The sequence below is a fragment of the Synergistaceae bacterium genome (genome assembly GCA_017540085.1).
Classification (GTDB): domain Bacteria; phylum Synergistota; class Synergistia; order Synergistales; family Aminobacteriaceae; genus JAFUXM01.
Genome location: JAFYBQ010000037.1, coordinates 179,369 through 196,976 on the forward strand (window position 1 = coordinate 179,369; position 17,608 = coordinate 196,976).

At 50.4% G+C, this 17,608-nt stretch carries 20 protein-coding genes; 11 read left to right on the forward strand and 9 right to left on the reverse strand.

The window, feature by feature from the left end; translation table 11 throughout:
* Positions 1-15: 15 nt before the first annotated feature.
* Positions 16-783, forward strand: a complete 768-nt coding sequence (xth, locus tag IKQ95_09505; protein ID MBR4196932.1) for an exodeoxyribonuclease III — start codon at positions 16-18, stop codon at positions 781-783.
* A gap of 99 nt (positions 784-882) precedes the next feature.
* On the forward strand, positions 883-1,488 hold the full coding sequence (locus IKQ95_09510; GenBank protein ID MBR4196933.1) for a hypothetical protein: 606 nt from the start codon (positions 883-885) through the stop codon (positions 1,486-1,488).
* A gap of 42 nt (positions 1,489-1,530) precedes the next feature.
* Here IKQ95_09510 and gltX read toward each other — a convergent pair whose 3' ends face one another.
* Both gltX and rlmB read right to left on the reverse strand, forming a co-directional pair.
* A complete protein-coding gene (gene gltX / locus IKQ95_09515) occupies positions 1,531-2,865 on the reverse strand; it encodes a glutamate--tRNA ligase (protein ID MBR4196934.1) in 1,335 nt (444 codons plus the stop codon).
* 41 nt (positions 2,866-2,906) lie between these two features.
* Positions 2,907-3,647 carry a 23S rRNA (guanosine(2251)-2'-O)-methyltransferase RlmB gene (rlmB, locus tag IKQ95_09520; GenBank protein MBR4196935.1) on the reverse strand — a complete coding sequence of 247 codons (741 nt, stop codon included), beginning with the start codon at positions 3,645-3,647 and terminating at the stop codon, positions 2,907-2,909.
* Between the two features lie 96 nt (positions 3,648-3,743).
* Between rlmB and IKQ95_09525 the strand changes: the two genes are divergently transcribed.
* Genes IKQ95_09525 through IKQ95_09540 form a run of 4 tightly spaced genes read left to right on the forward strand, consistent with a single transcriptional unit; the run spans position 3,744 to position 8,517 of the window.
* On the forward strand, positions 3,744-5,975 hold the full coding sequence (locus IKQ95_09525; GenBank protein MBR4196936.1) for a copper-translocating P-type ATPase: 2,232 nt from the start codon (positions 3,744-3,746) through the stop codon (positions 5,973-5,975).
* Positions 5,972-6,385 carry a hypothetical protein gene (locus IKQ95_09530; GenBank protein MBR4196937.1) on the forward strand — a complete coding sequence of 138 codons (414 nt, stop codon included), beginning with the start codon at positions 5,972-5,974 and terminating at the stop codon, positions 6,383-6,385. Before IKQ95_09525 ends, IKQ95_09530 begins: the two co-directional genes overlap by 4 nt.
* 49 nt (positions 6,386-6,434) lie before the next feature.
* Positions 6,435-7,325, forward strand: coding sequence for a tyrosine-protein phosphatase (locus IKQ95_09535; GenBank protein ID MBR4196938.1), 891 nt, complete (start codon positions 6,435-6,437; stop codon positions 7,323-7,325).
* Positions 7,326-7,338: 13 nt separating this feature from the next.
* Positions 7,339-8,517 (forward strand): phosphotransferase, encoded by a 1,179-nt coding sequence (locus tag IKQ95_09540; protein ID MBR4196939.1) that lies wholly within the window; start codon positions 7,339-7,341, stop codon positions 8,515-8,517.
* 58 nt (positions 8,518-8,575) lie between these two features.
* On the opposite strand, the gene IKQ95_09545 is transcribed toward IKQ95_09540, so the two are convergent.
* Complete coding sequence (locus tag IKQ95_09545; GenBank protein ID MBR4196940.1) at positions 8,576-9,739, reverse strand: serpin family protein; 1,164 nt, start codon at positions 9,737-9,739, stop codon at positions 8,576-8,578.
* A 179-nt stretch (positions 9,740-9,918) separates the two neighbouring features.
* Here IKQ95_09545 and IKQ95_09550 point away from each other — a divergent pair, with 179 nt between their 5' ends.
* Together IKQ95_09550 and IKQ95_09555 are read left to right on the forward strand one after the other, a co-directional pair.
* A complete protein-coding gene (locus tag IKQ95_09550; GenBank protein MBR4196941.1) occupies positions 9,919-10,377 on the forward strand; it encodes a prepilin-type N-terminal cleavage/methylation domain-containing protein in 459 nt (152 codons plus the stop codon).
* Between the two features lie 175 nt (positions 10,378-10,552).
* Positions 10,553-11,005 carry a type II secretion system protein gene (locus IKQ95_09555; protein ID MBR4196942.1) on the forward strand — a complete coding sequence of 151 codons (453 nt, stop codon included), beginning with the start codon at positions 10,553-10,555 and terminating at the stop codon, positions 11,003-11,005.
* A 247-nt stretch (positions 11,006-11,252) separates the two neighbouring features.
* Here IKQ95_09555 and IKQ95_09560 read toward each other — a convergent pair whose 3' ends face one another.
* The 3 genes from IKQ95_09560 to IKQ95_09570 are packed head-to-tail and all read right to left on the reverse strand — an operon-like array spanning position 11,253 to position 13,723.
* Positions 11,253-11,465, reverse strand: a complete 213-nt coding sequence (locus IKQ95_09560; protein ID MBR4196943.1) for a hypothetical protein — start codon at positions 11,463-11,465, stop codon at positions 11,253-11,255.
* On the reverse strand, positions 11,465-12,019 hold the full coding sequence (locus tag IKQ95_09565; protein ID MBR4196944.1) for a hypothetical protein: 555 nt from the start codon (positions 12,017-12,019) through the stop codon (positions 11,465-11,467). Before IKQ95_09565 ends, IKQ95_09560 begins: the two co-directional genes overlap by 1 nt.
* A 60-nt stretch (positions 12,020-12,079) precedes the next feature.
* Complete coding sequence (locus IKQ95_09570) at positions 12,080-13,723, reverse strand: sodium:alanine symporter family protein (GenBank protein ID MBR4196945.1); 1,644 nt, start codon at positions 13,721-13,723, stop codon at positions 12,080-12,082.
* A 96-nt stretch (positions 13,724-13,819) separates the two neighbouring features.
* Here IKQ95_09570 and yfcE point away from each other — a divergent pair, with 96 nt between their 5' ends.
* From yfcE to IKQ95_09585, 3 genes are all read left to right on the forward strand, one after another.
* On the forward strand, positions 13,820-14,323 hold the full coding sequence (gene yfcE / locus IKQ95_09575; GenBank protein ID MBR4196946.1) for a phosphodiesterase: 504 nt from the start codon (positions 13,820-13,822) through the stop codon (positions 14,321-14,323).
* Between the two features lie 104 nt (positions 14,324-14,427).
* On the forward strand, positions 14,428-15,177 hold the full coding sequence (locus tag IKQ95_09580; protein ID MBR4196947.1) for a hypothetical protein: 750 nt from the start codon (positions 14,428-14,430) through the stop codon (positions 15,175-15,177).
* An 87-nt stretch (positions 15,178-15,264) separates the two neighbouring features.
* Positions 15,265-15,438 carry a 4Fe-4S binding protein gene (locus IKQ95_09585; GenBank protein ID MBR4196948.1) on the forward strand — a complete coding sequence of 58 codons (174 nt, stop codon included), beginning with the start codon at positions 15,265-15,267 and terminating at the stop codon, positions 15,436-15,438.
* A gap of 59 nt (positions 15,439-15,497) precedes the next feature.
* Here the strand turns inward: IKQ95_09585 and IKQ95_09590 are convergent, their stop codons facing one another.
* The 3 genes from IKQ95_09590 to IKQ95_09600 form a co-directional block, all read right to left on the reverse strand.
* Positions 15,498-16,268 (reverse strand): hypothetical protein, encoded by a 771-nt coding sequence (locus tag IKQ95_09590; GenBank protein ID MBR4196949.1) that lies wholly within the window; start codon positions 16,266-16,268, stop codon positions 15,498-15,500.
* Positions 16,269-16,293: 25 nt separating this feature from the next.
* A complete protein-coding gene (locus IKQ95_09595; protein MBR4196950.1) occupies positions 16,294-17,085 on the reverse strand; it encodes a hypothetical protein in 792 nt (263 codons plus the stop codon).
* A 68-nt stretch (positions 17,086-17,153) separates the two neighbouring features.
* A complete protein-coding gene (locus IKQ95_09600; GenBank protein ID MBR4196951.1) occupies positions 17,154-17,561 on the reverse strand; it encodes a hypothetical protein in 408 nt (135 codons plus the stop codon).
* Between the last annotated feature and the right edge of the window lie 47 nt (positions 17,562-17,608).

Consider the following 17,608-nt stretch of genomic DNA (forward strand, 5'->3'; position numbering starts at 1 on the left):
GGAGGACGATTTTTTATGATAACAGCGACATTCAACGTCAACTCCGTACGGACACGCCTGCCGATTTTGGAGCGGTGGCTGAAAATTTTCGCGCCTGATTTCCTCTTCATGCAGGAGACAAAGACTCAGGATGAATTTTTCCCGGCTCTAGCGTTTCAGGAATTTGGCTACAGGTCATATTATCACGGGGGAAAAAGCTATAACGGTGTGGCGGCTCTCGTGAAGAATGACATTGATGATGTCGATGTGTCATTCGGATTTGACGGCGGGGAATTTGACACAAGGGTAATGACTCTCAGGCACAAAAATTTCACCGTCCTTAATACTTACGTTCCTCAGGGGAAATCCATCGATCACCATGACTTTCAGGTGAAGAAGGAATTTCTCGCCCGCGTCAAAAATATCATTGAGCGCGAAAAGGATGGCCTGTTCCTGTGGCTCGGTGATTTGAACGTTGCGCCGGAGCCTGAAGACGTGAATCACCCGGAGGCAAAGCGGAATCATGCGTGCTTCAGCGATGAGATACGGCAAATTTTCCGGGACACAAAAAACGGCCTAATTGATGTATTGAGGCTGTTCGACAAAAATCCCGGTGTGTATACTTTCTACGATTACCGCGTGAAAAGTGCTGTTGACCGCAATATAGGCTGGCGGATTGATCACATGCTTGCGTCTCCGAAACTGGCGGACTTGGCCGAGTTTTGCCGACCTGACATTGAGCCGCGTAAATGGGAGTGTCCATCGGATCATGTTCCCCTTATTGCGGGATTCAAAATTCAGTGAGTGCTTGAAAATTATATGCCGAATGTTAAACTGTCCAACGCTGACTATTAGCACAAAGTATCAGCTACCAATACAGCAAACAGCAGTCTGTTCAGCAAAATGGATCCGGCAAAATATCCCTATATAGCAAGATATGACGTGTCCCAGGATAACCGCATAAAGATAGCAACACACGCTAAGGCAACAATGTCCGCCGCCTATGTCAAAGATTTGTATGAGGAATTTGCATCATATCTCAGATCTGCGCTTGCTGAAGCGTTCTCGAACATGAAAGCATCACCCGGACGCATAGTAGGAGATCTATCCAAGCTGAATATGTCCCTGAAAGATATTCTTACTTACGCTCAGAGCGGCGATATTGTCGGTGAAGTCATTAACCTAATATTTCAGGGGCTGGAGAGCGAACGAAGTACCATAAAACTGATTGGGAAAGTTTGCGGCAGGCTAGGGCTTGAAGTCCGGCAGAATATCATTGAGGAAGCTGTATATTATCTCGAAATCAGGCACAAGCTAGTTCACGCTGACGGCTTTGCTGATGATAAATTCAAGGCGGAGCATAAAAAGCTGAAATACACCGCTGATTCGTATATTGACCTGACATACAGCACACTAACCGCAATGCGGCAGAAAGTCTCCGCGCTGGTTGAGGCGATAGACGATGAGGCAATCACAAAGCAAATATTAAGACCTCACACAGAACCGTAGCAGAAAAAAATCCCCCCTCGTTCACTGCAAGGGGGGACTTCTTTATATCAGCCCGAAATATTCAAGCCTCTTCCGGCATTCCTCGCGTCCCATAAGTTCGGCGACCTCGAAAATTCCCGGGCTTACCTTCATTCCAGTCAGCGCAAAACGCAAAGGCATCGCGTAATCCTTCATCTTTGCCCCTTCATGACTCCCAATCCATGACCTTGCAGCCTCTTCAAGCTCTCCGGCCTTCCAGTTTTCATGAGTGAGTATCTCAGACATAAACGGCTTCAGCTTCTCACGGTCAACGCCTTCCGCGCTCCATCTCGATTTCACAGGTTCAAACGACACAAAATAGTCGGCAAACTCTGACATCTCTTTTGCCGTGCGCCCCCTTCCGGCCATGAGCGTCAATGCGTCCTCAAGATATTTCACGCCCCTCTCAGCTTCGACAGCCTCAACAGGGAGTCCCGCCTCAACCCAGAAAGGACGAACCATCGACAGCCTTACGGAAGGGGATAACGCCTTCAAGTGTTCCTGATTGATGTAGTTCAGCTTGTCGAAATCGAACACTGCCGCCTTTCTTGTTACCCGTGAAAGCTCGAACAGACTCGCCGCTTCATCTCTCGTGAAAATCTCTTTGTCGTCCCCCGCTGACCATCCCAATAACGCAAGGAAGTTGAACATTGAGTCAGGCATGTAGCCCATATCCCTGTACTCGTATATGCTTGTGGCTCCGTGCCGCTTGCTGAGTTTCTTTTTGTCGCGTCCCAAAATCATGGGAAGGTGCGCAAATTCGGGAACGTCCCAGCCTAACGCACGGTAAATCAAAATCTGCTTGGGCGTGTTCGAGATATGATCTTCCCCCCTGATTACGTGCGTGATATTCATGAGGTGATCGTCAACAACAACAGCATAGTTATACGTCGGCATTCCGTCGCTCTTAATGATTACTATGTCTTTGAGCTTGTCCGAGTCTTTCTCCCTGAGTCCGTCGCTCATAACGTCAATTTGTCCGTACACTATATCACGGAACGATATATCCTGCCCCGGCTCAACGCGGAAAATTATCGCGTCCCCGTCCCTGTACGCTTTGCCCATGTCAACAAGCTGATTAGCGTAGTCCCGGTAAATGCCGAGTCTCTCGGACTGTCTGTAAGGCCCGTAATCCCCGCCGATGTCAGGCCCCTCGTCCCAGTCAAGACCAAGCCAGACCATCCCGGACATGATTGTCTGCTCGTATTCTTTCGTTGAGCGGGCAAGGTCTGTATCCTCAATGCGGAGAATGAATTTCCCGTGATTGTGCCGCGCCCAGAGCCAATTGAACAGCGCAGTATGCCCCCCGCCTATGTGAAGCGCGCCTGTTGGACTCGGAGCGAATCTTACACGTACCATAATTTTGCCTCCCTGTGTGAAATGTTTTGCTGACGTGAGAATTATACCGCGTTCACTCTCGCCCACTCGAATATGCCCAAGGCCGCCGCAACGCTCGCATTCAGTGAGCTGACTCCCTCCTGCTTTATGGGAATCTTCCTGAGAATGTCGCATGTGTTACGCACAAGCCGCGAAAGCCCCTCGCCTTCAGCACCGACAACAAGCGCACAGCGTCCGGGCAAATTTTCCGCCCATAATGACTCGCCCGTGTTAGCGTCAAGCCCTACAGCCCAGAAATTTGACTCCTTGAAGCGTTCAATAGTCTGCGTGATGTTGCTGACGGGGATTAACGGAAGACGCAATGATGCTCCCGCGCTGGTCTTTATCACGGTGTCATTCGGGACTGCGGATCTTCTTTTCGCGTAAACGACGCATGACGCTCCGCCCGCTTCCGCCGAACGTATCACCGCACCGAGGTTATGCGGGTCTTCTATGTGATCAAGTATCACGGCGAGGCAGGGTGATTTCGGGTCAACAGTCTTCAGGAAGTCTTCAAGCCCTAGGGTTTTGGCCTGAGTGAGACGGCATATTACGCCCTGATGTTTTTCCCCGCCTGAAAGTTTGTCGAGTGCTTCGGGTGCGGCTATCTGCCACGGAACATTAGCGGCTCTTGCCATGTCGAGAAGCTCATCGAGGAACGGAGGCCGGACATTGTTGGCGACAATGAGCTTGGCGCACCGGGACGGCGATTTTGTGAGGAGGTCTGTTACGGGTTTGCGCCCCCTGCAAATATCATCGGTCATGTTTTGCCTTCTTTCGTGTGAAATTTTTTGTGAACGCTGAGATTATACGCTGTTGATATAATGCTCCCATCACACAAGAAAAGGCCGTGAATATTAATGTCAGAGCAATATAACGTTACAGGCATGAGCTGCGCGGCATGTTCAGCCCGGGTAGAAAGAGCCGTCAAGAAAGTCCCGGGCGTAACTTCCTGCGCCGTGAGCCTCCTCACTAACTCCATGACCGTTGAAGGCACTGCGGACTCCTCCGCCGTAATCGCCGCAGTCGAGAAAGCCGGGTACGGTGCCTCCCTGAAAGTCCCGGATGCCCCGCAGGTCTCACACTCACAGGAGGAAGACGCATTAGCAGACCGCGAGACTCCCGCCCTGAAACGCCGACTGATTTTTTCGCTGGCATTCCTAGCCGGGTTAATGTATTTCTCTATGGGACATATGCTGAATCTTCCCCTGCCGGAATTTTTTGCAGGCAATCATATAGCGCAGGGACTCGCTCAAATGATTCTCGCCGCAATAATCATGATCATCAACCAGAAATTTTTTGTGTCGGGATTCTCGTCTCTCCTTCACGCAGGGCCTAACATGGATACGCTTGTTGCTATGGGTTCGTTTGCGTCATTCTCGTGGAGCGTTTACGTTCTCTTCATGATGACAAAGGGCGGGGCGTTCTCGGTTCATGATTTCTACTTTGAATCAGCCGGAATGATTCTGACACTAATCACTGTCGGCAAAATGTTAGAGGCTCGCTCAAAGGGACGCACTACGGACGCGCTAAAGAGCCTCATGAAATTATCACCCAAAACAGCAACGATACTTCACGGGGGAAAAGAACACGTTATCCCGGTCGAGCAGGTTACGAGGGGTATGATATTCATCGTCAAGCCCGGCGAGAATATCCCGGTTGACGGAATAATCACAGAGGGAAATACAGCCGTCAATGAGTCAGCCCTCACAGGAGAAAGCATACCCGCAGACAAAGCCCCCGGCGACTCAGTCTCAGCAGGAACGGTGAATCAGTCAGGCTACATTAAGTGCGAGGCAACAAGAGTCGGCCATGACACTACATTGTCGCAGATTATACGCATGGTGAGCGATGCCGCCGCCACAAAAGCACCCGTAGCAAAAATCGCCGATAAAGTCTGCGGTGTATTCGTCCCGTCAGTGATAGTGATTGCCGTGTGTGTCGTAATCGGATGGATTATCGCGGGAAAATCTTTCGGCGATGCTCTGTCTTACGGTATAGCAGTCCTCGTGATTAGCTGCCCCTGCGCGTTAGGGCTTGCGACTCCCGTTGCTGTTATGGTCGGGAACGGTGTCGGAGCGAAAAACGGTATACTCTTCAAGACAGCCTCAGCACTTGAGGAGACCGGGAAAATCACAGCCGCGGCACTCGACAAAACCGGGACAATCACAAGCGGTGAGCCTAAAGTTACAGACATATTCACGTGCGGGGATTTCCTAGAAGAAGAGTTAGTGAAGTTCGCATACTCCCTAGAGTCCAAAAGCGAGCACCCGTTAGCAAAAGCCGTAGTATCTTACGCAAAGGAAAAGGGCATAAACTTTCAGGAAGTCAGAAACTTTCAGGCACTCCCCGGAAACGGACTGACAGCGAGTCTCAATGACGGCTCAACACTCACAGGCGGAAGCGTGAAGTTTATCGGGGAAAAATTTTCGGTCAGCGAGAGACTTACCCGCGAGGCTGAAAGATTTTCGGAGGCCGGGAAAACTCCGTTAATGTTCGTGAAGGGTGATGAGGTCATCGGGATTATAGCCGTTGCCGACACAATCAAGCCCGACAGCAAAGAGGCCGTGAAAGAATTGCAGGGAATGGGAATCCGAGTCGTAATGCTCACGGGCGACAATGAGCGCACAGCCAAAGCAGTCGGCCATGAAGCCGGAGTCGATGAGGTCATAGCGGGAGTCCTGCCTGATGGAAAAGAGTCCGTGATACGCGAATTGCAGAAGGCCGGACGTGTCGCAATGGTAGGGGACGGAATTAATGACGCTCCCGCATTGACTCGCGCTGACATAGGAATAGCCATCGGCGCGGGGACTGACATAGCCATTGACGCGGCTGACGTTGTACTCATGAAAAGCTCGCTGAAGGATGTAGCCTCAGCCGTGAGACTCAGCCGGGCGACTCTGCGAAACATCCGGCAAAATCTCTTCTGGGCGTTCGTCTATAACGTAATCGGGATTCCATTGGCGGCGGGTTTGTACGGATTGAAGTTAGATCCCATGTTCGGAGCGGCGGCAATGAGCCTGTCAAGTTTCTGTGTCGTAACAAACGCATTGAGGCTGAATCTTTTTGACGTTCACGGAGGCCGGAAATGATTAGGCGCGTAATAGTGTGCGTGATTTTTCTGCTGACTGCTGAATGCGCGTGTGCTGACGTTGAAGACTTCCGATATTTTTCGCTGAATGTCCCGGAAGGGTGGACGGCAAACGAGTCCGGCGATGTCGTGAGCGTGAATGCTGATGACCGCTCCGGCTCACTCACAATTACGGCGGGCAGTCCCCGCGGGGAATCGATTCACGGCCTTGCGCTGAAATTTTCGCGTGAGCTTCACGGCACTGACCCTGTGAGCGATGACGATGGCGGATACAGTTTCGAGTTCAACAACGGAATCAGCCAGGCAACAATAGCGGGCGATGAGGATTTCTACATGCTCATTATCGGCACTGGCTTTGTCAACAACGCTGAGACACTCGGAGAAATTCTCAGCTCCCTTGAAATGAAGTAGCAAATAATATAATCTGTCTCCAAAACTCAAAGGAGGAAATATTACAGCAATGAAGCAATTTATGTTAGGACTGCTAATCATCGCGCTGTCTGTCAGCATAGCAGGCTTATCACTCGCGGAGGAGTCTCAGAGCATCGGCCTTCATGGAGTCGGGAACGCCCGGGAGCTTGGCGGGTATTCAGTCTCAGGAGGCAGGACGGTCAAGCACGGAGTCTTTCTCCGCACAGCGGCTTTGCACGGGGCAACAAGCGCGGACATCAGCAGGCTTCAGGACGATTATCACCTTTCTGTTGTCGCAGATCTCCGGCTGACACTCGAAAGGAACGCCGCCCAGGATCCCGAAATTCCCGGCGCGAAAAATATTCATCTGCCAATCTTTGACGAGAAAGCCATGATGGAAATACAGCAGAAATATATCGAGGAGCATGGCGTGAAAATCAACCTGTCCGACAAAATAGAGACACTGAAACTCGCTGTCAATTCGGGAATCCTGACAGATCATTTATACATTGACCTTCTTTCAGGCTCTCAGGGAAAAGAAAGCTACGGCAGAATGTTCCGGGAAATTCTAGCCCTCCCGGAAGGAAAATCATTCCTCTTCCACTGCACCCAGGGCAAAGACAGAACCGGGATTGCGGCTATGCTGATTCTTTCGGCTCTCGGTGCTGACGAGGATACAATCATGGCCGATTACATGCTGACTAACGCATTCAACGCAAAACTGATTGCGGCTGAACGGGAAATGCTCACAGCCCGTGGCATAAGCGGAGATGATCTCGACAGATTCATGAAGGCTATGGACGAGGTTGACCCGCAGTATATGATTAACGCGCTGAACTGGCTGAAGGAAAATTATTCCTCCGTAACAGGCTACATCACAAAGGAACTCGGAGTAACTGAAGAACAGCTTGACACTCTGAGAGCAAGATTTCTCGAATAAAGGAGCAGTAGCAATGTCAGCAACAAAAACGTTATATCTTGAAGGCCGAATTGACTCCAACAACGCCGCCGAAACAGAAAAATCCCTCCTCACGTCAGCAGAAGAATCCCCCGGCGCAGAAATCATCATTGACGCGGAAAAACTCACCTACATTTCCTCAGCCGGACTCCGAGTCCTAATGAAGCTCCGTAAACTCTCGCCGACTCCCCTGAAGATTCTTAACGCCTCGAATGATGTCTACAACATTATGGAGGTTACCGGGTTCACAGAGCTGTTTGATGTCCGCAAGAAGCTCCGGGAAATTTCGGTTGACGGCTGCGAGTTCATAGGCTCAGGCGGTTACGGGAAAGTTTACAGGCTCGACGCTGAGACTATCGCCAAAATCTACAACCCCGGACTCACACTCGAATTTGTCGAACGCGAGCGCAATATCTCACAGAAAGCCTTTCTCATGGGAGTCCCGACAGCAATATCATATGACGCTGTGAAATGCGGGGACTCTTTCGGCGTTGTCTATGAAATGCTTGACGCTGAGACAGTCGCGCAGATCATCAGCAGAGACCCGGCGAGAATCCCGGAATTGTGCCGGAAGAGCGCGGAACTCCTCAAGAGGCTTCACCAGATTGTCCCGGGCAAAGACTCAGGACTCCCAAGCCGAAAGCAGGAAGCATTAGCATGGCTCGACTCCGTGTCAGGCTCGCTGACAGACGAGGAAGCCGGAAAGATTCGGGCGTTCATTGACAGCATTCCCGACAGAAATACATTCCTTCACGGCGACTTCAACTCGAAAAATATCATGGTGAGGGACGGAGAATTTCAGCTAATCGACATAGGGGACGCGGCTATAGGCCACCCGGTTTTTGACGTTGTAGGACTCATGCTGGCGTATATTATCCTTCCCAAGACACAGGTAGGAAGGTTTACCCCCGAACAGCGGCGCGGGCTTCTGGGATTCGATTTCGATTACGCCCCGGAAGTATGGCGGACAATGTGCGGTACATATTTTGGGCTTTCCTCACAGGCAGAAATTGACGCTCAGACACAGATTCTCATGCCCTGCTGCAACTTCATGATGTCATGGCACGGCTTCCGGCTTCTCGGAAATGACCCGGAAATGATCGGCTCTCTCATAAAATCCGTCAAAGAACGCCTAATCCCCGCAATCGAAAACGCAGCACCCCTCAATTTCTGAGACACAAAAAAAGCGGTCAGCCCAAAAACGGAACTGGCCGCAAATCTTTTCCCCCAGTCTACATAAATGACTGGTAGCCCATGAACAATATCGCCCCGGTTGCATTGTCCGTGATGAAGTATATGAACGGGTGATCCGCGTGGAACTCCGCAAACGGCCTCGCTTCCGGCATAGCTGAACCGACCATCATCGGAATCGCCGTAGCCGCCGCCGCCTCTGTCCTTTCCTCGTCAACGTCAATAAACGTCTGATGAATTACACCGTCCGCCTTCAATGGCTCATCAGCAGTAATCCCCGAAAAATTCGCGTCATCCGTGAATGCCTGCCTGACTCCGAGTGCCTCAAATATTCCCCTCAGCTCGTATTTCTCCTCAGCCCGGAATTTCGGCAGCCACAAATCAACATCGTAGACCTCCATTTTTTCGAGCCACTCCGAAAATTTCCCAGCGTCAAAATTTTTCAGCACATCGGGACGGCCTTTCGGGGGCAGTATCACTACCATCGACAGCCTACCGCCGAGATAGGGCAGAATTACAGCCTTCACTCCGCCGGACTCATAGTAGCGAAAATCACCGCGCTGTTTCATCATGTCAACATCCTTGTAGTTCGGGCCGTTCGTGTTGAATCTCTCTGTTGTTGTTGCTGACTTGGGAAATTTGTCGCGCCATTCCGCATTGAAGTATACCGCATTCGTGATTACCATGCGCGTCTCAGGGTCAAGCGTCTGCAGAAGGTCATTGATTCTGTCATGGGTCTTTTCGCTCACCCAGTTATTTATCTCGCGCCGGGACTCCTCCGTTTTTTTCTTCATGTCAAGCTCTTTCACCGTGCTGTTGTAATTCAGCCTCAATAAATCCGTGTAGCTTGTGCGGAGATTGAGTCCCTCCTTCAGCCATATTCTATTGGCCGATGAAATATAGCCGCTCCCGTCAAGACTCCGTGTCATTTCTCCGAGTGAGGCGTGAACGTCCTGCGTTATTCCGAGAGCCTGCTCAATTTCCAGCGCCGTGTCGCCCTCAGCCCCGGCATAAGCCATCCCGAAAGCTGAAATTATGCTGTAGGGCGAGAAAAAGAAGCTCTCCCCCGAATCACCCGCGATGATTTTTGCGGCATTGAATGCGAAGTTGTTGACCGCCTCCGACGCTTGGGACGCGAAAGCCGATGACGCGAACGAGAATATTACCGCGACAAGAATAACTGCCCTCAAAAATTTTTCTGTCATGAAATATCATCCTCCTTGTGTGTATTATCGACGTTCCGCATGAATATATTGTGTTTTCCGGCGCACTGCATTATATCAGCCGTGTTGCAGAAATTTTCCGGCGCGGTAAAATTCTGCACGTCATATCATTGCCAAGTCAGAAAAGTTTACCGCAGTCAAAATCTACAGGAGGAATTATCATGAAACGCGGAGGCTTTACGATTGTTGAGTTGATGATTGTAATTGTTATAATCGGCATCCTCTCGGCCATTATGATTGTCGCGGGAATTGATGTTATTGCGTCATCTAGGGCCGCTGTAATCGAGGACAACATGAGGGTCATAAAGACGGCGGCAACTGCTTATTGTGTCCATTGCCAAGAAGAGAACGAGGAAATTTCTCTGACTCTGGAAAATGTCCTGCCCTATATAGGCGGAGGGGTTACAAGTTCGCGGCTTAACACATCAGGCTGTACATACAGCATTGAACACGATGATGACAACAGAAAGTATTACGTCAAATGCTCGCTGGGAGGTGCTTCGGCGGAGAAAGTCAGGGAAAAGCTCAAAGCCCGCGCAAAATCTCTCGGCCTCCTCAAAGGCATTCAGGACTCCTCAGAATATGACGGCGGCGGGGATGTCTACATGTCCGTAATCTAAAGGCCGGGCGGGAAATGACCGAGTAATAATAGCGGCGTGAGTTGCAAAAATAAAAATTCGGTGCTATAAAATACACATGAAAAGCGCAGGGGGGTATGATAAGAAACAGAAAAAAACTCCGCGCCAATAGGCAAAACTCATCAACACAACAAAGTTACAGGAGGATTTGATAATCATGAAACGTGGTTCAAAACGTAAGGGCTTCACCCTTGTGGAACTGCTGATCGTCATCGTGGTAATTGGCATTCTCTCAGCTATGATGATGATCTCCAGCACTGAGGCTGTATCATCGGCGAAGGCGGCTACTATCATCGGCAACATGAGAGCCATCAAGACCGCGGCACTGGCGTACTATGTCGATAATGTAGGGAATGCATCTAGTGATGTGTCAATACCGATGAGTGCTATCTCAAAATATCTGAGCGGCGGTGCTCAAACAGAGATAGCAAACTCGGGTTGCAAATATACGGTTGATGGTAATACGATCACCTGCACGGTAGGCGGCGAGACGAATGAGAAGAATAGGGTTATGACTAAACTCGGTGCTCGCGCTACAGCTCTCGGCATGACTGTGAGTTCAACTGCTGGTACAATCACAATGCTCATCTTCGACAAGGGTGCTAACTAGACTCCATCCTAAAGCCATACGAGACTCCAGCGGCGGGCTTAGGCTCACGCGAGGCAGGGAGCAGGACACATGAGGAAGGAATGCCCTCCGGGAAAATCCGGGGGGCGTTGTTTTTGTCGGGAGCTTCATTTGAGGATAAGAGACAGCGCGGGTGGCTTCATGATTCTTGCGGGTGTTTCTGCGTGATGGTCTCTGAGACAAGAAAATACCCTCCGGGGAAATTCCGGGGGGTATGTTTTTGCGCTGGTTACTCGAAAAGGAATTTTGCGATTCTGCCGAGAAAGCCGGGTAGCTTTATGCTGAAGTCGCCCTCGTAGACTGTCTCGTAGCTATACGGGGAATCCTTGCGCCTGAGTCCGACTTCCGCCGGGTCTATAGGGCGGGGGTTCTTCTCCCATTCCTCAAGAAACGCGATTAACTCATCAGTGGTCAATGATTTCGGTTCGGTGTGAGTGTCCATCAGTTAATCCCTTCTGTCCTTACTGCAAAACTGCTCACGATGGTAAGAGCTACAAGCAGTATCACCACAACGTGCAGTATCTTCACTGTTCTGTCCAGAGATTTATATCTTCCGGCGATTTGAGCATTATTATACTCTTTTGCGTCTTCATACTGGATGATGGTAAACATTGCAACAAACTTGGGATTTTTTGAAGTCATACTTTGCCTGATGATTTCACTTGAGTCATGCCGTCTAAGGTTAAGCCCTGATATTCCGTCAATCAGCCTCACCAAAACCGTAATCATTCCCATCACGCACAGCGCAAGCAGAATATCATACGCCGCAATCCATCCGCTTCGGAACGGGTGAAGAATGTCAATCTCGCCGATATTCCCGACTGCCCCCGTGAACATCACGAGAATGAACCCGCACACAGTCAGAAGGACATACACCTTGTTGTCGTATTTCTCCGCCCGCTTGAATGAATACTCGTATTCCAGCCTCGCAATGTCCATGCAAATATCTGTTGACTTGCCATCGTCCGCAGAAATTTCTTTTGTCTCTTTCTCCACTGCTGACCCTTCCGAAAAAATACCCTCCCCGCGAACGAGGAGGGCTGAATTTCAATTCTTCTACATGGCCGATGCCGCAATACCCAGTATCACCGCGAGGAAGCCCAAAAGCGTCTGCCTCCTGTAAGCCGTGAGGAGTCCCAGTACAATCGCAAGCCCCGCGAAAAGTGAACGGTACGCAAAGAACGCCGTCATTCCCATTGCAACCGCGATAAGCCCGACAACGATATACTGAATTTTCGCCACAAAAATTTTCTGCGGTGAGGTCAATAATCTGTCGCTCGGTGTTCCGTACTTCTCGTCGTAATCGCTCACAATGCGCTTCAGCGTTACCGACAAAATCAGGAGTCCGACAAGGTTCGGGAGTGCCATTAATCCGTTCAGCGTGTCGGAAATGTCCCAGATGTTATTCAAGAACTGGTTACCCTCCGCGCCCATGAACTGACCGCCCGCCGCGCCGATAAGAATCATCGCGATCCACAGCACTTTCATTAACGGCTTGCACCAGATTCCGAAAAGATATGTTACTGCCGTTTCCGCGTACCAGTACCAGCCTAATATTGTCGTGAACGCGAAAAGAAGAAGCCCTACCGACAGGACATATTTCCCCGGAGTGCCGAGAGCGTTTTCGAAAGCCTGAAGCGTGAGCTGTGCGCCTGTGAGATCGGGCGAGCTAGTGAGAGTGCCTGTTACCATGACTACAAGAGCCGTCATTGTGCATATCACTATCGTGTCCATGAAGACCTCGAATATTCCGTAGAAGCCCTGCTGTACCGGGTGTTCAACGTTCGCCGTTGCGTGAACCATAGGGGCGGAACCCATACCAGCCTCATTGCTGAAAACGCCCCTCGCGATTCCTCTCTGCACTGCCTCTTTCACTCCCCAGCCTGCCAAAGCTCCGGGCAAGGTCTCAAGCGGATTGTTGAAGGCAAGGTGTACGGCGCGTGAGACAGTCTCAGGAATCATTGACGCGTTCATGATTAGGACGTAGGCCGCTCCGCCGATGTAGAATATCGCCATGAAGGGGACTATGAGCGTTGTTACTTTCGAGAGGCTCTGAAGCCCGCCGATTATGACGAGCGCGACAAGAATAGCCATTACGATTCCGCTGTAGAGGTGATCTACTCCCCAGCCCATAGACATAGCTTCAGCCGCTGAATTTGCCTGAGTCGCCGCGCCGATTCCGAATGACGCAAGGAACGCGAACAGCGCAAAGAGAATCGCGAGGACTTTCCCGACAAACGCACCGACTCCCGGCCCTAATGCCTGGCCTGCGCCCTTTTCGAGGATGTACATTGTACCCCCGCGCCAGTCCCCGTGTGCGTCCTTCTGCCTGTAGTGGACAGCGAGCGTAACTTCAGCGAACTTTGTGCACATTCCGAACACAGCCGAAATTAACATCCACACTAACGCCCCCGGCCCGCCCAAGTGAAGGGCTGTCGCGACTCCTGCTACGTTTCCTGTACCGACAGTTGCCGCCATTGCCGTAGCCATTGCCGCGAATGATGAGATAGCTTTGCTCTCGCCGTCGTTTGACATTTTCCGGAAGCTGAAGACTTCTGACATTGCGTCAAAGAAGTACCTGAACTGAGGCATACCGAGAAGCAGCGTCAGGTATACGCCTGTTCCCACGAGCAATATTAAAACGGGTGCGCCCCACACAAAATTGTTGACGATCCCGTTGTAATACATGATAGTGTCCATTATGCCGCTCATGTATTCTGCACACTCCTAAATCGTTAAAATTTTCGATAGATTATACTATATTTACACAAAAATTTACGGCGGGAGGCTTTCACTGTGAAGATGTTAATTGCGTCCGACATTCACGGCTCGGAAAATTACTGCGGGAAAATGCTTGAGGCATTCAGGCGCGAGAGGGCAGAGAGAATTTTACTGCTAGGGGATTTGCTTGACGGGAGTCAGGGAGTCGCGGACATGCTCAACGGGATTGCGGACTCTGTTCTCTGCGTTCGGGGAAACTGCGATCACGAGGAAGATCAAAGAATGCTGAAATTCCCGATAATGGCATATTACTGCCTGCTGTTTGTCGGGGGGAAGGTAATTTTTGCGACACACGGCCATAAATACGGCATGAACAATCCGCCGAAAGCCGATATACTTCTTCAGGGTCATACTCACGTTCCTATGCGGAAAAAAATGAACAGGGGAATGATTTACGCTAATCCCGGCTCTGTTTCACTTCCCCGGAACGGAAGTGCGAGAGGCTATATTATGCTTCAAGAATGGGGAATGCAGTGGAAGACTCTTGACGGTGAAATTTTTGACGAGCTGAGATTCTGACAAATGAAAATTTCGGCTAACGAACCGGAAAATATATTCTTGCGGTCGCAGGGGGTAATTCTGAAGAAATTTTGACTGTACAATCTGGTGAAGAAATTATTACGTTGACAGAAGGCGCAAACTTTTTCGCGGAAGTCTCTAATTTACTGCGGGCGGTGAAAGACTCCCCCGTATCACGTCTCATACTGGGCTGGCACGCAAGCTGTATCATTTCTGAGGACGGGCGTATAGGAGTCGGCTTTGTACCCGACTCGCGCATTGAGCCTCACACATCGCGCCCGGTTCACACGCAATCATTATTGTCGTCAGCACTGAAAGAATTAGCCGGGCTTTATGTCTCACCGTTCCCGCAGGAGTTTGCCGCGGCGAGTGCTGCATGTTCGCTGTTACTGCCGTTCCCCGAAACGGGCGGGCAGTATCTCGACGCTGTGATGACATGCGCCGGCGGGGACAAAGTTGCGGTGCTGGGATATGAGCGGGATTTAGTGCCGTTTATGCGGGATTGGAGATGGCGGGCGGCGTTTTTTGATGACAGATTTTCGGGGAGGCAGGACTGTTTTCCGCAGGAAGAATTTTCGCGGGCAGTGCGTGAGGCTGAATGGGTATGGCTTTCACCTGAGGCGATTCGGGATAGGTGGCTTCTGTCGACACAGAATATTTTGCGCGAAAAGAAGGGCTGCTTCCTTCAGGGGCCGGGGATTCCTGCAGCGGCCGGGGCATTTTCGGCACTGGGAGTAACTCATCTAGTTGCGCCTCTGTGTGATGACGCGGAAAAAATCGAGGCTCATATTTCGGCAGGGGGCAGTGCGTGGCTATGTGAGGCGTTAAGGTGGCGGGTATATATTTCCGGCTGAACTGTGATATAATTCATTGCGTCATAGAGCTGAGGGGCTTTATGGCAGACGGTCATGAACAAGACAAAACGAGGGGAGGAAAATATAATGGCAAAAGCAGTAGTAGACGAGAGCGTATGCGTAGGCTGTGAGTCATGCGTAGGAGCTTGCCCCGTTTCGGCGATTTCAGTAGACGGCGGAAAAGCGAAAGTTGACGCGGACGCTTGCGTAGAGTGTGGGACATGCGTAGGAACATGCCCGGTATCAGCAATATCGCAGTAAGTATTTCAGGAAAATGCAGTCCCCGGAAGTGTGAAACCTCCGGGGATTTTTTGTGCGTGTTATTTCGCGTGAGAGTCCCTGAATGCGCGGTACTCTTCCGATTGTGAGGCGAGGTTCTCGAAGTCGCTGACGTATTCGGCGGCATTGCGGGCGTTTTCCTCGGCTTTTTGTTTACTGTTCTCAATGGCACGAAGGAAGCCTACTGTCATCAGTATTGTTATCAGGAAAGCCGCGCCTATTAATACCTGTTCAAGCCCTGAGTAAGTCTCCCACAAAGGCAGCGAGATTATCAGGATTGCAATTCCCCAGTAAAGCCACACCAGCGCATTGAAAAAATCACGGCTTGGATTGGGTTTTTCGTCTGAGCTGGAATTTCCGCCCGGCACGCTGTTTGATGCCATACCAGGCAAGATGACCATAAACGCCGCCGCGACTCCCTTCAGGCCGAACCAGTTCCAGCCCTGCCAGTGTTGCGCGATAAACACAAGCCCCGCCACAGCAACAGCCATAAACAACAAGGCTTCCCGGCTTAATCTGATTTTTGCCATGCTTATTGCCTTTTCCTGTGTTTTCTCGAACCCTCTCAGCAGAAACCAGTACTCATTGCGGATCTTTGCGGGCATTTTCCGTATCAGCCCTGCGATATAGCCCAATGACACGCCAGTCCTGTCTGCCTTGTACTTTTCCCAGCTTCCTGCAAGCTCGTTCAGTTCCGGCGAGGCTTTTAGCTTCTCGGCTTCCTCGCGGTCAAGAACAATGCCTCTTCCGCCGATTTTTACAGTGCTGGCCTCAACGTTGAAGGAGTTTATGAGGTCTTTAATTTTTGTCATGTAGTCATCAAAGACTGTCTGAATTTCAGGCGTGTAACCCTCTAATCTTTGCAGGGCTTTTTTTTGTGTCTGACTCTGTTTCCTCGTAGTTCAGCCCCTGAAGAAGGCCATCAATAGCAAACGCTTCATGTCTCGCTTTTTCTGTCTCTTCCCTTGTGTCAAATGTCCTTGTGTTTACGCGGTAAGTTATTGTCCGGGCTTTGAGGTCAAAATCATTCAGTGCGTCTTCTATTTCCCTGAGATTCTTCCGGGCGGACTGGGTATCTTCAGCACCGTTGGATCTCAGCGCAAGCTCATACTGTGCCTTTGCGTTCAAAGCTGCCTGTTCATCTTTTCCAAGCTGCTGTTTTATGCTTTCAGAAAAAATTCTGTCGGCTAATTCTTCTTTTGCCTCGCTGAAAACTGACGTGTCCAAGCCGAAATACTCCGCTATGCTCCGAAGTCCTCCGTCAGTGTCGCCGAAGATTGAGAATAATTTGCTGTACAGCTCAGGCTTATAGGGATCCACCAGTATAACCTGCGTGATTATTCTGCGTATTTCCTCCTTGGGCATTCCGGCTAAATTGTTGCGTATTGCATCCGCTCTCCTGTGCGAGCCTTCAGCGATGCAGTCAACATGCAGTATACGTCCTGTACGTTTTTCGAACAGTTCCCAGACAGCAAGGTGCATCTGAAAGACTGATGCCGATATTGCAGCAAGTAGGCTGTTTCTTGTTGTGCTGCTTTCGTAGAGCGCGGTTTTCTGCCTGCTTTCATCGGCCATGCTGAGAACTTTTGCGCCCGCGTTGAAGAGTCCGTGCAATGCCCCTTCAGCCATGTTCATAGCTCCGGCCTTTGCCCTCCTTTAAGCGCACCGCCAATCCCGAATCCCCCGCCTACCCATCGCTAGCGGTTCAGCCTTCTCTGCGTACGGTACTCATCGAGCTGCTCCTGCTCAAGACGTATGGACATGTACTGATCCTGAACTTTATTGAATGCATCGTCCCAGTAATAATATTCTTTCTGGTAAAAATCCTCGAAGAATCTTTTTGCGTCAATGTCGTAGATTTTAAGCTGCATCAAGATCCCTTCAATCACACGTCTGACGATAACATCCGCTATTATAGAGAGGCCATCATTATAACCCTGACTCATGACGTTATCAATATTACCGTAAGAGTCATACTTACTGCTGAACTTCTTAACGGCGTTCGCGGTTTCCTTCACTAATTGTAGCCTTATAGCGTTATACAAATCGTATTCCGCGCTGACCGCGACAGTCTGACCGCATACAGAAAATTTCCTCTCAGGCACAAATAGCCCTCCTTATCGCAAAAATATATGGATATTGCAATTCCCCC